The sequence below is a fragment of the Paenibacillus sp. 32352 genome, assembly GCF_002042965.1.
GTDB classification, from domain to species: domain Bacteria; phylum Bacillota; class Bacilli; order Paenibacillales; family NBRC-103111; genus Paenibacillus_S; species Paenibacillus_S vulneris.
The window spans coordinates 465,435-479,487 of the sequence record NZ_MZNT01000003.1 but is presented as its reverse complement, the minus strand read 5'-3'; the positions used below and the strand labels follow the sequence as shown (position 1 = coordinate 479,487).

At 48.0% G+C, this 14,053-nt stretch carries 12 protein-coding genes; 1 reads left to right on the top strand and 11 read right to left on the bottom strand.

Translation table 11 applies throughout. The features are described from left to right. The 7 genes from hemA to lonB all read right to left on the bottom strand — a co-directional run bounded on the left by hemA (position 1) and on the right by lonB (position 8,878). Complete coding sequence (hemA, locus tag B1728_RS09835; protein WP_079910007.1) at positions 1–1,398, bottom strand: glutamyl-tRNA reductase; 1,398 nt, start codon at positions 1,396–1,398, stop codon at positions 1–3. A 171-nt stretch (positions 1,399–1,569) separates the two neighbouring features. After that, the gene (locus B1728_RS09830) at positions 1,570–2,097 is read right to left on the bottom strand and encodes an S-adenosylmethionine decarboxylase (RefSeq protein ID WP_079910006.1); all 528 of its coding nucleotides are present in this window, start codon (positions 2,095–2,097) and stop codon (positions 1,570–1,572) included. Between the two features lie 134 nt (positions 2,098–2,231). Then, positions 2,232–2,633, bottom strand: a complete 402-nt coding sequence (gene speD, locus B1728_RS09825; protein WP_079910005.1) for an adenosylmethionine decarboxylase — start codon at positions 2,631–2,633, stop codon at positions 2,232–2,234. Between the two features lie 364 nt (positions 2,634–2,997). Continuing rightward, positions 2,998–3,588 carry a non-ribosomal peptide synthetase module gene (locus tag B1728_RS09820; protein ID WP_179135962.1) on the bottom strand — a complete coding sequence of 197 codons (591 nt, stop codon included), beginning with the start codon at positions 3,586–3,588 and terminating at the stop codon, positions 2,998–3,000. 380 nt (positions 3,589–3,968) lie between these two features. Next, on the bottom strand, positions 3,969–4,607 hold the full coding sequence (yihA, locus tag B1728_RS09815; protein WP_079910171.1) for a ribosome biogenesis GTP-binding protein YihA/YsxC: 639 nt from the start codon (positions 4,605–4,607) through the stop codon (positions 3,969–3,971). 43 nt (positions 4,608–4,650) lie between these two features. Further along, positions 4,651–6,984 carry an endopeptidase La gene (gene lon, locus B1728_RS09810; RefSeq protein WP_079910004.1) on the bottom strand — a complete coding sequence of 778 codons (2,334 nt, stop codon included), beginning with the start codon at positions 6,982–6,984 and terminating at the stop codon, positions 4,651–4,653. Positions 6,985–7,174: 190 nt separating this feature from the next. Then, complete coding sequence (gene lonB / locus B1728_RS09805; protein ID WP_079910003.1) at positions 7,175–8,878, bottom strand: ATP-dependent protease LonB; 1,704 nt, start codon at positions 8,876–8,878, stop codon at positions 7,175–7,177. A 221-nt stretch (positions 8,879–9,099) separates the two neighbouring features. Here lonB and B1728_RS09800 point away from each other — a divergent pair, with 221 nt between their 5' ends. Beyond that, positions 9,100–9,828: an N-acetylmuramoyl-L-alanine amidase family protein gene (locus tag B1728_RS09800; protein ID WP_256865309.1), complete on the top strand. Its 729-nt coding sequence runs from the start codon at positions 9,100–9,102 to the stop codon at positions 9,826–9,828. A 106-nt stretch (positions 9,829–9,934) separates the two neighbouring features. Here the strand turns inward: B1728_RS09800 and B1728_RS09795 are convergent, their stop codons facing one another. The 4 genes from B1728_RS09795 to clpP form a co-directional block, all read right to left on the bottom strand. Then, on the bottom strand, positions 9,935–10,702 hold the full coding sequence (locus B1728_RS09795; protein ID WP_483310972.1) for a divergent polysaccharide deacetylase family protein: 768 nt from the start codon (positions 10,700–10,702) through the stop codon (positions 9,935–9,937). A gap of 149 nt (positions 10,703–10,851) precedes the next feature. Next, positions 10,852–11,964, bottom strand: coding sequence for a flavodoxin-dependent (E)-4-hydroxy-3-methylbut-2-enyl-diphosphate synthase (gene ispG, locus B1728_RS09790; RefSeq protein ID WP_079910168.1), 1,113 nt, complete (start codon positions 11,962–11,964; stop codon positions 10,852–10,854). Positions 11,965–12,060: 96 nt separating this feature from the next. Then, a complete protein-coding gene (gene clpX, locus B1728_RS09785; protein ID WP_079910002.1) occupies positions 12,061–13,326 on the bottom strand; it encodes an ATP-dependent protease ATP-binding subunit ClpX in 1,266 nt (421 codons plus the stop codon). Between the two features lie 11 nt (positions 13,327–13,337). After that, a complete protein-coding gene (gene clpP / locus B1728_RS09780) occupies positions 13,338–13,931 on the bottom strand; it encodes an ATP-dependent Clp endopeptidase proteolytic subunit ClpP (protein ID WP_079910001.1) in 594 nt (197 codons plus the stop codon). Positions 13,932–14,053 lie beyond the last annotated feature (122 nt).

Sequence of the window (14,053 nt, the reverse complement as noted above, 5' to 3'; positions counted from 1 at the left end):
CTACGTTTTAGCCAAGGCATCGGCAGGCTTCAATGAAACCTTCGTCAAAATTTCTTCCTTCCAACGATCACGAGTCTCGCTCACTTCCTGTTGACGGTTCACGTTCTTCTCCACTTGTTCTTGCTGTGCCAGTTGATCTTCCAGTGCAAATATTTTGGTGAAATAATCGAGCGCTTCTTCCCCGTCACGTTCAGCAGCCATCTCTTTAATCCGAATCACTGGGTCTCTCAGCATTTGATTCACAATGCTTTTCGTCAGCTTGCGAATCACTTTAAGCTCACGCTCATCCAGATCGGGAAGCTTTTTCATCAGGCTATCCATAGTTTCTTCATGGATGGAGCTTGCTTTCGCTTGCAGCGCCTGGATTAACGGTGTAACCCCCAGCGTACGCGTCCATTGCTCGAACACGGCCATCTCCTCTTCTATCATATCCTCGATGACCAGAGCCGCTTTGCGGCGTTCCTGCAGATGGTTGTTCACGATGGATTGCAAATTATCGATATCGTACAAAAATACGTTAGGCAGTTCTCCGATGGAAGAATCCAAATCCCTTGGAACGGCAATATCTATCATGAATAAAGGGCGCGAACGGCGCTTCTGAAGCACGGCCGCAACCTGATCCTTCGTTAATACGATCTCTGAGGAGCCCGTGGAGCTGATAACTATATCCACTTCCTCCAGATAGTCGAGCAGCTTATCCATGGAGCTGGCCACTCCTTGGAACTTGCCGGCAAGCTCTTGAGCGCGGCTCAAAGTGCGGTTGACGACAATCACCTTATCGGCGCCGTTGGAATAAAGGTGCTTCACGGTAAGCTCGCTCATCTTGCCTGCGCCGATGATCATTACCTTCTTGTGGTCATAGCTTCCGAAAATGCGTTTACCAAGCTCAACAGCGGCATAACTGACCGAGACCGGATTTTCCCCGATGCCCGTCTCCGTATGCGCGCGTTTGGCCAGGGTGATCGCCTGTTTAAACAAGGTATTAAATAAAATCCCCGTAGTTTTCATTTGCTGGGATAGTAAAAATGCATTGCGAATTTGGCCCAAAATTTGGGTTTCCCCGATAACCATGGAATCCAGTCCACTCGTCACGCGGAATAAATGATTGATCGCCTTCTCGTTTTCATAAACATACAGATGTTTATTGAACTGCTCGCGCGGAACGCCAAACCATTTTTCAATGAAGCCACGCAAATAATGATCGCACAAATGTTCCCGATCGACAACTACATACAGCTCCGTACGGTTACAGGTGCCCACAATGACACATTCCATTACGCTTTTCGTTTCTTTGAGCTCTTTCAGAGCCGGCGCCAGATCTGCATCGGAAAATGTAAATTTCTCGCGGATCGCTACCGGTGCTGTTCGGTAGTTCAAGCCCGCCACAACGATATGCATATGTGTCACCTGCCTTCCTCTTCTTAATCTAGATCCCATTATAGCACAGTTTGACAAGCCGCTCCGACAAATTTTTTGTATAATATGTGAAAGCAAAGCTTATCAACCGGAACTATTTTCTATATTTTCAGCTAAAATGGTTTCGTTTATACAATATACGCATGTTTCACCCTATTGAAGCAGCTTTTTACGGAGCAATTCGTTCACCGTTTTATCATCTTTTTGCAGCCTTTGATTTTGAGAACCTACTACATCCCCGCGGGAGGATAGGAGCTTCCCATAGGCATCGTACAGGTCATCGAACTGCTTGCGCACCTCCAGCAAAGCCTGAACCTCTTCGCCCTTGAGCGGACGCTGACCCCCTATTTGCAGGCGGAGAACGTATTGCATCAGCTGCGACAAGCTTTCAAGCGGGGTGAGCTGATCTTCGCCATATGCAAGCACAAGATGCTGATGCGTAAAGTTGGCCGTATAGATCGCTTGACGTAAGGGATTCAACCCTTCCGTATCCTTCACCTTCTCAATATCGTGCAAGTAGCTGCTTAACAGCTCCATTTGAAACAACGAAACCTGGTAAAGGAGCTTGCCCGCATCCTGCTTTTCCGAATGAGCACCTACCATACCTATAATCTGATATACCGGCCAAACAACAAAAAAAACCAAGATGGCGTACATAATCCATTTGCGTTTTCGTTTCATCCCGAACTCCCCCCAAGTCCAATGAGCTTCCTCAAGCTTCGGTTAAAACGTAATACAAGCTTTACTTATTCATTGTATGGGGGGCTAGGCAAACAAATAACCACGGATTTCTCCGTGGTTACCATTTAACGTTATTATTTTGTCATTTGAGCTAGCTTTAATTCCGGTGTCTCTACTGTCAATTCGCCCATGCCGCGAACAAGCTTCTTTGCATGCGCCGTTGCCGGCTTCAGAACCGAAATCATATAATCAATAGCAAGTTGAGGATCTACTGTCTCACCGCAAGTATAGCAATCCAATGCGGCAAAACCTTTCTCAGGATAAGTATGAATGGAGAGATGACTTTCCGACAATAATACTAGCACTGTTGCACCTTGCGGCTCAAACTGCTTGGATTGAACAGACATCACAGTTGCCCCGCATGCCTCCGCAGCTTCTACCATTTGCGCCTGTAACCATTCTGCATTGTTGAGAAGTTCAAAATCAACTCCCCAAGTATCAACAGCAACGTGTCTTCCGAAAGTTGAGTATTCCATCTTTCGGTCCCCCTTCCTAGGAATAAAATGTTTGAAAAATTTCATCCGCTAGGACCTACGTCATTCACTTCTCGAGGGAATAATCTCTCGCAACATTCAATGTCCTGAGTGAATCCTGGTTCCTATTTTGTTTTCAACGAAAATAAAAATAACATCTATTCCGAATAAAAGCAATACTTTTTTTTGCCAATGCCTAGTTTTCTTTGCTGCGAGCGCTGCACATTGTCTAACATATGTTACAGACTTGTCTCAGGTGTATTGGAGCCATGGATTTTTTTCGGGGAAATAACGCCTATATGTTTATCGAGACAAAATTAAAAGAGCTTTTCCGCATCAACGGAAAAGCCCTTTGACTTCTATATAGTTAAGCTTCGAGTACGAATAAGCGATGCGTCAGGTTACGAAGACGGTCATCAATTTGTTCGCGTACGGCTGCTTCTTGTATGTCGTTTCTCAGGTCGAGCAATTCATTGATCTGAGATTTTATGGTCATTATTTCTTGCTCTACCTCCACTTTACGGAACATTTTCTCCAGCATTCCGACAGTATCCTTATACTCGTAGATCAGACGATCGGTTTGCCCTTTGCGTTCCACAATTTTCATTACCGTGCCCCGGTCATATTCATAAATCATCGTATAAGATTCATAAATTCGGTGAACAATGGCACTTCCTTTAAAGGTTGAAACGGCCTTTCTCATCAATTGAACCAGATTTTTGTCCGTGATGCTGCATGTACCACGGCAAACATACATGTTGAACTGTCTTTCGAACGAGAGGACGATCTCTTGTCCCGCTTCGTTGTCCAGCAAAACCACCTCTTGATTTCCATTTTCAAGCACTTTCACCTGCAAGGAGGCTTGATGATCGACAAACATCTGAATAAACATGGCCATCTCGGCTTCCGTTAACTGTAGGCAGGTTTTGACGTATTTGGTCGCTAACCTAATTGCCATAAAAATCCCTCGATTCTTTGTTTTCGAAACATAAAGCCAAACCTATATTCTCTTGTTCTATATACATTATACTACATAAATATTTAATATTCCTGCCATCCATTCATTGAATTCCGGTGAATTTTAGAAAAAACTGCTTTAATCACGGAAGGATTCAACCTTTTCATATAAATCCCTCTGTTTCCCTTATAAAGTTATCAACTTCCCTGGGACATATTATATTCGATAACGGCCAGTCAAAGTTCCTTATAGTCCAGACCTTATGGATCAGGGTTAGGCTTTTCTTTTTGGTGTGAGTGGTCCTTCTAAATAAAAAAACTATCCTATAAAAGCAAGCCCGCTGCGGTGGGTAACTTGTCTTTACAGGATAGTTGGCAGGATTATTCCGGCTGGACTTCTACAGGCTCCTCGTCCGGAGTTGAAGCCGCTTCGCCGTTACGGATCTTGCTCTCAATGACGCCCCAAAGCTCGTCCTTGCCTATTCCGAGCTCGGACGAGAACAACACGAAAGGATCGTTCTTGTCCATCTGCAAGGTTTCCTTAACAATCTTCACGTGCTTTTGCCACTGGCCCTTGGATATTTTATCCGCCTTGGTCGTGACGACACATAGAGGCACTCCGTTGTGTTTGAGCCAAGCATACATTGCCTGATCATCCTTGGAAGGCGGATGCCGCAAATCGATAACGAGCAGCACCAGCTTCAAGAATTCTCTGTGAAGCAAGTATTCCTCGATAAACTTGCCCCAAATTTCACGCTTGGACTTGGAAACCTGGGCATAGCCATAACCTGGCAAATCGACGAAAAATAAGTCCTGATTAATTTTATAATAATTTAATTGCTGTGTTTTTCCCGGCTTAGAGCTTGTTCTAGCCAAATTTTTGCGCTGGATCATCCGATTGATCAGTGATGACTTTCCTACGTTAGAACGCCCTGCCAGAGCAATCTCGGGCAAGGCGTCCGCAGGATACTGATTCGGACCAACCGCGCTGATAATAAACTCAGCCTGATTGACCTTCATGTTTTCCTTCACTCTTTCCTTCATCGAGGCCGAAATCGCCTCTTTATACCCCTACGGGTTTGACCAATGCATGCTCAAGCACTTCATCCATATGTGATACTGGAACAAAGGTCAGCTCATTGCGCACGCTTTCCGGTACTTCTTCGATATCCTTCTCATTATCTTTAGGGATAATGACCTTGCGAATGCCCGCCCGATGAGCGGCAAGGCTTTTTTCCTTCAGCCCGCCGATAGGGAGCACGCGGCCGCGCAGCGTAATCTCTCCTGTCATCGCCACTTCGCGGGAAACAGGAATATTCGTCAAGGCGGAGATCAGAGCCGTCCCCATCGTTATCCCGGCCGAAGGGCCATCCTTCGGAATAGCTCCTTCCGGAATATGAATATGAATATCGAACTTCTCATGAAAGTCCGCCGGAATGTTAAGCTGCCCCACTTTGGAACGGGTGTAGCTGAATGCTGCCTGAGCCGATTCCTTCATCACATCGCCTAATTTGCCCGTCAGCGTCAGCTTGCCGTTACCCGGCATGACCGTAACCTCGATAACGAGGGTATCGCCGCCTACCTCCGTCCAGGCAAGACCGGTAACCGCGCCGATTTGATCGAATTCCTCGGCTACGCCGAAGCGGAATTTGGGTGGTCCGAGGTATTCCTTGACATCATCGTAGCCAATGATGACCTTCTCACCTTCACCCGATACGACCTTCTTGGCCGCTTTGCGGCATACCGCGGAAATTTGCTGCTCCAAATTGCGGACTCCCGCTTCCCGCGTATACTCACGTACAATCCGCATAAGCGCCGGTTCCTCAATTACCAGCTGATCGTCTTTAAGACCATGGTCCTTCTGCTGTTTAGGCAGCAAATAGTTGCGGCCGATATGCAGCTTTTCGATCTCGGTATAGCCCGGAATATAGAGCACTTCCATACGATCTAGAAGCGGTCTCGGAATGTTGTGCACCGCATTGGCCGTTGTGACGAACATAACGTTGGACAGATCGTAAGGGACCTCGATGTAATGATCGCTGAACGTACTGTTTTGTTCCGGATCAAGAACCTCCAGCAGCGCCGACGCCGGGTCTCCGCGGAAATCCATCGCCATTTTATCAATCTCATCGAGCAGGAACACCGGATTGGCGGAGCCTGCGTTTTTCATCCCCTGAATAATGCGGCCAGGCATCGCACCGACATAAGTGCGGCGATGTCCTCTAATCTCCGCTTCATCCCGTACTCCCCCAAGCGAGATACGGATAAATTGCCGGCCCAAGGACCGTGCGATGGAGCGGGCGATTGATGTTTTACCTACCCCGGGAGGCCCTACAAGACACAGGATCGGCCCTTTAAGCTTCTTCACCAGCTTCTGAACGGCCAGATATTCCAGCACACGTTCCTTCGGCTTTTCGAGCCCGTAATGGTCCTCGTTCAAGATTTGCTCGGCGCGGTTGATGTCCAGATCATCCTCGGTGAACTTCGACCATGGAAGGCCAAGCAGCCAATCGATATAATTCCGGATCACGCCGCCTTCTGCGGAGGTCGCCGGCATCTTCTCCAGCCGATCGATTTCCTTCTCGATTTTTTCCTTGACCTTCTCCGGAACATCCGTTTCTGCAAGCTGGCTGCGCAGCTCCTCCACCTCGCCTGCACGGCCTTCCTTATCCCCAAGCTCCTTCTGTATCGCCTTCATTTGCTCGCGAAGGTAATACTCCTTCTGGGTTTTCTCCATCTGCTTCTTGACCCGCTGGCTGATTTTGCGCTCAAGCTCCAATACTTCACGTTCGTTGTTAAGTATGCTGAGCAGCTTTTCCAAACGGTCCTTCACATTGATGGTTTCTAGAATTTCTTGTTTGTCCTTAATTTTTAACGATAAATGACTGCAAATCACGTCTGCCAGCCGGCCCGGCTCATCGATATCGGATACGGCGGCTAACGTCTCCGGGGTTACCTTTTTGGACAAATTAATATAATGCTCAAACTGGGTAAGAACGGTACGCATCAGTGCATCGATTTCCGGATCTGAAGTTTCCTGTTCAGGCAGCTCCTTGACTTGAACCTCGTAGTATTCCTCATTCGTTAAAAATTCGCTGATTTCCGCACGAACGATTCCCTCGACCAATACCCGGATCGTGCCGTTAGGAAGCTTCAGCATCTGCCTTACCTTGGCAATCGTTCCGATGCGATATATGTCTTCTGTTGTAGGCTCTTCAATGTTAACTTCCGATTGGGAGCAAAGAAGAATCATGCTGTCATCCACCATGGATTTCTCCAGTGCTTTTACTGATTTTTCTCTGCCTACATCCAGATGCAGCACCATGCTAGGGTAAACGAGCAATCCCCGCAAAGGAAGCAACGGCAAGCGCCGCACCTTTAATTTGTTCGGTCCCATCCTGGAGCACCTCCTGTGAACTTTGCTTTCAGCAAAGTTGACTTCGCAACAATCCGCCTTCTAAAGCGACCTTGCTTCGCCAGCATTACCAATTGCTGTAGTTAACATTTTAGCAAAATTGATTTAAAAACACCAATCGGCTTGTCAACTTATCTCGCACCGACAAAAAAGAAACGCTGAAGGCAGATAGTTACTCTAGCCCGTCAGCGTGCAAAACAGTTACCGATGCAGGCGGCATCACATCCGGCTGTATTCCGGAGGCTTCGGTTAGCGTGGAAATTTCTATTCCTAAAGCGTGGTGCAGCACTTCTTCTACCGATTCAACCGGAATCACCTCAAGCCCGTTAAGACCCCCGAATATTTCCTGCCAATTTTCTTTCGGGATAATGACTTTGGTGGCCCCTGCCTGGAATGCGGCCTCTACTTTGGCGACCACGCCTCCAACCGGCTTCACCTTGCCATGAATGCCCACTTCACCGGTCATGGCGATATGGTTATCCACCGGAATTTGCTTGATGGCTGACGCTATGGCCGTTGCCATCGATACGCCTGCGGAAGGACCGTCTATCGGAGTGCCTCCCGGGAAGTTGATGTGCAGATCGTAATTGTACGGATTGATGCCCAATCTGCGCAATACGGTAAGCACATTTTCAACGGAGCCGCGCGCCATGCTTTTTCTGCGGATCGTGCGGGCACCTCCGCCCATCTCTTCTTCATCTACGACACCCGTGATGGTAAATTTGCCGCTGCCCGGCTGAACGACCGGAATAGCAGTAACCTCGATCTCGAGCAGTGTCCCCAGGTTCGGCCCGTAGACGGCAAGTCCGTTAACAAAGCCGATTTCCGGCTTCGACCCGATCTTGCGTTCCGGTCTTGGAGGAATTTGCGAGCTGTTGATCACCCATTCCACATCGGAAGCCGATACTTCTTTACGGCCGTCTGTCAAAGCCATACCTGCCGCCAGCTGAATAATATTGACTGCTTCCCTGCCGTTGGTCGCGTGCTTCTTGACGACCTCCACGGCGGCCCCGTTTTCCGGCAAACCGATTTTCTTCAAAGCGTTCAAAGCAATTGTACCGATTTCGTCCGGTGTTAGAGGCCTGAAGTATATCTCCATACAACGGGAGCGTATGGCAGGAGGCAGCTCTTGGGGATTACGCGTCGTCGCGCCTACAAGGCGAAAATCCGCCGGCAGTCCATGCTGAAAAATATCATGGATATATCCCGGGATATTCATATCCTCCGAGTTGTAATAAGCACTCTCCAAAAACACCTTACGATCTTCAAGCACCTTTAATAATTTATTCATTTGATGCGGATGTAATTCGCCGATCTCATCAATAAACAAGATTCCTCCATGCGCTTTGGTCACGGCGCCGGCCTTCGGCTGCGGAATCCCGGCCACTCCCATGGCTCCCGCTCCTTGATAAATCGGATCGTGAACGGAACCGATCAGCGGGTCAGCAATCCCTCTTTCGTCAAACCGGGCTGTCGTCGCATCAATCTCCGTAAATTTCGCCTCTTGGCGGAAGGGAGATTCCGGATTTTTCTTAGCTTCCTCCAGAACGACACGCGCCGCAGCCGTTTTCCCTACTCCCGGAGGTCCATAAATGATAACATGCTGCGGGTTGGACCCGCACAATGCCGCTTTCAGGGCGCGAAGTCCTTCCTTTTGCCCTACGATATCCCCCATGGTGCTGGGTCTCGTTTTTTCGGCCAGTGGTTTATTCAAGGAAATGGAGCGAAGCTTTCTCAGCTTCTCGAGCTCTTTCTTCGACTCCTTATCCACAGCAGTTCGATTGGATTGCTGATTCCGCAATAAATTCCAGAAATACATACCGATGACAACGGCAAAAAATAGTTGAATAATCATCAAGATAACACTGATATTCATTAAAACCCCTCCTATGTGATCAAGTTCGCCTTCCGCACCAAACGAATAAGCTCCATATACCTGGTAGTATTCCCCTTAAAAGGGCGGATTCATACGGTTATGAGAAAGTTTTCTGGACCGTATGAGAACCTAATGGGAGAGAACCATAAGAGGGAAGTTTTATCGTAAAGTCTATGTTTTCGATGCCAGTTTTCTACGAAAACTTTAAGGAGTGTAGTTTTATGCGACGCTTGGCCGTGTTCCTGCTTTTATTTTCCGTGATCTTCTTCACTTCCAATCAGCCATTAGACGCACGATCAGACCATCATCAAGCTGCGAAAAATCCGATCGTCTCCAATGTGGACGTGCTGATCGATGTTGGTCACGGCGGAGTCGACAGCGGTACTCTGTACGGAGGACTTTATGAGAAGGATATTAATTTGGAAATATCGAGGTTGATTTATGACCTATTGCGGCAAAAGGGAAAGGTGGTACTTATGAACCGCATAGAGGACTATGCCTTAAGCGGAGAGAACCGCTGGTTCCGGTCCCGATCCCGGCATCTGAAGGATCTGGCACAACGAAGCCACCTGGCCAACGAAATCCGTCCCAAAGCCGTCGTCAGTATTCATGTGAATTGGTCCTCTAAGAGCAGTAAACGAGGCGCTATCGTGCTGCATCAAAAGTCCGATGCGAGCAAAAGGCTGGCCGTCAGTCTCCAAAATTCCTTGAATCAGCTGTACGGCACGTCCGGACACGTCACGCATGGCAAGCCGTTTTATATATTAAAGCATATTCAGGTCCCTGCCGTTATCTGTGAAATGGGGTTTATCTCCAATGCGCAGGACCGCGCTCAAATGACCGAGCCGCAGAGGCAGCAGGAGCTGGCTCAAGCCATCGCCAACGGAATTCTTAACTACCTTCAGCAGCCCCGGACTGAACGGATCATTCATGACAAAATACGGCGGTGAAAACAACCCGGTCTCTGACTTCAAGCTATTCAATACTTGGCAAGGGACCCCAGGCTTGAGCTCCATCATGTCGAAAAACTCTGTATGGCATACAAAGCTGGCCCCCCTAGGAGACCAGCTTCGAAATCGTAACAAACTGCGCTTTTTTCTGAATCGACGGGATCGTCTGTTTCAAGACGGCCGCGGTATGCTTCCCTGGAGGCCCTACATGACCTATGACAACGGTAGTATCGTGGTCGTCCACATGCTTAAGAACCTTCAGGGCTTGCTTTACAATATGCTCGCGCGTGTAAATGTCGTCCATAAAAATGTTGTTTTCCAACGTGCGGAAATTCAGATCTTGTGCCACCATCGGGACTACACTTTTGGGAGTTGTTTTACTGTCCAGATAGATCATATGCTTTTCCTTGCACACCTCCAGCACAATGCGCATCATTCTTTTATCTGCCGTCACTTTAGACCCCATATGGTTATTAATGCCTATGGCGTAAGGAACCTCTTCAATAGCCGCTATGACGCGGCGCCGGATCTCCTCATCGGATAAATCGGTCGTTAGGGCGCCTGGGCCGAGCCAGCTTTTCTTGCCTTTGACCGGCTCCATGGGCATATGTACAAGCACATCATGACCGAGGGAATGAGCCCATTCCGCATCCCGTTTGGTTGTGGGTAAGAACGGCATAACGGCAACGGTGAAAGGTACCGGCAGTTCCATAATTTCCTTCGTGCCCTGCATATCATTACCAAGATCATCAATAACAATCGCTATTTTCTTCGGACCGGCCCCTTCTCCCTCCGACCGAACCATACCGGTTGGTCCAAGCAGCAGGCAAATAGCGACAAAATACATAACAACCCATTTCGTTGTTTGATTCATAGAACTTTCCTCCTGAATAGTTAGAAGCACTCTCCTTGTTATTTGTATCCAGAAGAAAACCTATTCATGGAACCCGCAATGAAATGATATTCATGTAAAAATTAAAAAAGCAATGTCTCTGAGAAGAGAAACATTGCTTTGTCTTGTTATTAAGCATGTGCTGAATGTTTGTTTCTGCCCGGAATTTCTCCAGTCCGCTCGTAATGCTCTACAATAATGTCAATTTCCTTCTTAAGCTCGCTAAGCAATTCGGCTTCGGGCACTTTCCGGATCATTTCACCGTAACGGAATAGCATCCCCTCACCTCTTGCACCGGCGATCCCGATGTCGGCTTCCCTTGCCTCGCCAGGTCCGTTTACGGCGCAGCCAAGGACAGAAACCTTGATAGGCACTTTAATCTTGGAGATGTAATCCTCCGCCTCATTAGCAATAGAGAACAAATCGATATCCAAACGGCCGCAGGTAGGGCAGGATACCAGGGTTGCCGCATTGCTGATCAGACCGAACGTCTTGAGCAGCTCCCGGGCTACCTTAATCTCTTCTACCGGATCCGCGCTAAGCGAGATACGAAGCGTAGAGCCGATCCCCATGCTGAGCAGGGCACCAATGCCGGCGGAGCTTTTCACCGTACCGGAGAATAAGGTCCCGGCTTCGGTAATGCCCAAATGCAAAGGGTATCTGAACGCCGAGGCAGCTTGCGTATAAGCAGCAATAGCCATCGGAACGTCGGAGGCTTTCAAAGAGACGATGATATCGTGGAAATCCAGCTCCTCGAGGATGCCGATATGGTACAATGCGCTTTCTACCATAGCTTCCGGTGTCGGGTAGCCGTACTTCTCCAGAAGATGGTTTTCAAGTGAACCTGCATTAACCCCGATCCGAATAGGAATTCCCCGTTCTTTGCAGGCTTTAACGACAGCTTCAACCTTTTCGCGGCGTCCGATGTTGCCCGGATTAATGCGAACTTTATCGATTCCGTTCTCGATAGCCATAAGGGCCAAACGATGGTCGAAATGAATATCTGCTACCAATGGGATTTGAATTTGACGCTTGATATCCTTAATCGCTTCAGCAGCTTCCTTGTTGTTGACCGTGACACGAACCAGCTGGCAGCCTGCGTCCTGCAATCGATGAATTTCTGCAACGGTCGATTTGACGTCGGCCGTTTTGGTTGTGCACATACTCTGCATAATGACTTCATTGCTGCCGCCGATCGTTAAATCCCCAACTCTAACCGGGATAGTCTCTGTTCTGTGAAACATGTATTCGATCTCTCCCATGATACCAAACATCCTCCGCTCTAGGAAAAAGCCAATTAATGGCTTTTTCCCGGATTGGAGGTCGTATGGTTTAGTTATTTATGCGCTCTCTTCTTTTTTCTTAACGGATTTCTCGTCCTTGCTTGTAATTTCCGGAGTGATCTTGGATTGGATCGACTCTTTCGTTACAACGCAAGTGGAAACCTCCGTGCGGGAAGGAGCTTCATACATGACATCCAGCATGATGCTCTCAATGATCGCTCTTAAGCCGCGGGCGCCGGTATTGCGCTTAATGGCTTCGCGCGCGATTTCCTCGAGGGCTTCGTCGTTGAATTCAAGAGAAACGTTATCCATCTCCAGCATCTTCTGATACTGCTTCACGAGCGCGTTTTTAGGTTCAGTCAAGATCCGTACCAACGCAGCTTCATCAAGCGGCTCCAGAGTAGAAATGACTGGAAGACGGCCCACGAACTCGGGAATCAAACCGAATTTGAGCAAGTCTTCAGGCAACACCATCGACAGGTATTCTCCTGGCTTCAAATCCGTTTTATGCCCGTCGGTACCGAAGCCGATCACTTTCTTACCGATTCTGCGCTTGATGATCTGCTCCAGACCATCAAATGCACCGCCGCAGATGAACAAAATGTTCGTCGTATCGATCTGGATGAATTCCTGATGCGGATGCTTGCGGCCGCCTTGAGGAGGAACGGAAGCAACAGTGCCCTCCAAAATTTTCAGCAGCGCCTGCTGCACACCCTCACCGGAAACATCACGTGTGATGGAAGGATTCTCGGATTTACGTGCTACTTTATCGATTTCGTCGATATAAATAATGCCGCGTTCCGCTTTTTCAACATCGTAATCCGCCGCCTGGATCAGCTTAAGCAAAATATTTTCAACGTCTTCCCCTACATAGCCGGCTTCCGTCAAAGACGTAGCATCGGCAATAGCGAAAGGTACGTTCAAAATTTTGGCCAAAGTCTGAGCAAGTAGCGTTTTACCGCTGCCTGTAGGACCTAACAGGACGATGTTACTTTTTTGAAGCTCAACTTCCTCCAGCTTGCTTTGCTGGGAATTGATCCGCTTGTAGTGGTTGTACACAGCAACGGAAAGCGATTTTTTCGCCTGATCCTGTCCAATAACGTATTGATCCAGGATAGCGCGGATTTCTTTTGGCTTCGGTACATCCTTAAGGTCCAGCTCTTCCTCATGTCCAAGCTCTTCCTCAACGATTTCCGTACAAAGCTCGATACATTCATCACATATATAGACGCCTGGTCCAGCTACTAATTTGCGTACTTGCTCCTGAGATTTTCCGCAAAAGGAACATTTGAGCTGACCTTTTTCATCATTAAATTTAAACATGCAATCACTCCTTATCCATTCAATTCGTTACGAGTGATAACCGCATCAACAAGCCCGTATTCCTTGGCTTCTTCAGCGCTCATGAAATTGTCACGGTCTGTATCCCGCTCAATTTTCTCAAGCGGCTGCCCCGTACGTTCTACATAAATTTGATTCAGCTTTTGCTTGGTTCTAATAATCCAGTCCGCATGGATTTTAATATCCGATGCCTGGCCTCTTACGCCGCCAAGCGGCTGATGAATCATAATTTCGCTGTTCGGAAGCGCAAAACGCTTGCCTTTTGCCCCTGCGGTGAGTAGCAAGGAGCCCATGCTTGCCGCCATACCTACACAGATGGTAGATACATCGGGTTTAATGAACTGCATTGTATCATATATACCCATTCCGGCAGTTACCGAACCGCCCGGTGAATTGATGTACAGAGAAATGTCTTTCTCGGCATCCTGCGCGGACAAAAACAGCAACTGCGCAATAACGAGGTTGGCAACATCATCGTCAATGGCACTGCCGATAAAGATAATGCGGTCTTTCAATAGGCGGGAATAAATATCATAGGAGCGCTCCCCGCGTCCTTCTTGCTCAACAACCATAGGTATCAGACCCATTGTTCCAACCCCTTTGCTCAAAAATTGACTTGCAAAATACATTGTAGCACGTTTAATAACATTTCGCGAATCTCCCGCATGCTCAGCATAAAAAAACTAGCCTATGCTTAGCATTGCCATTC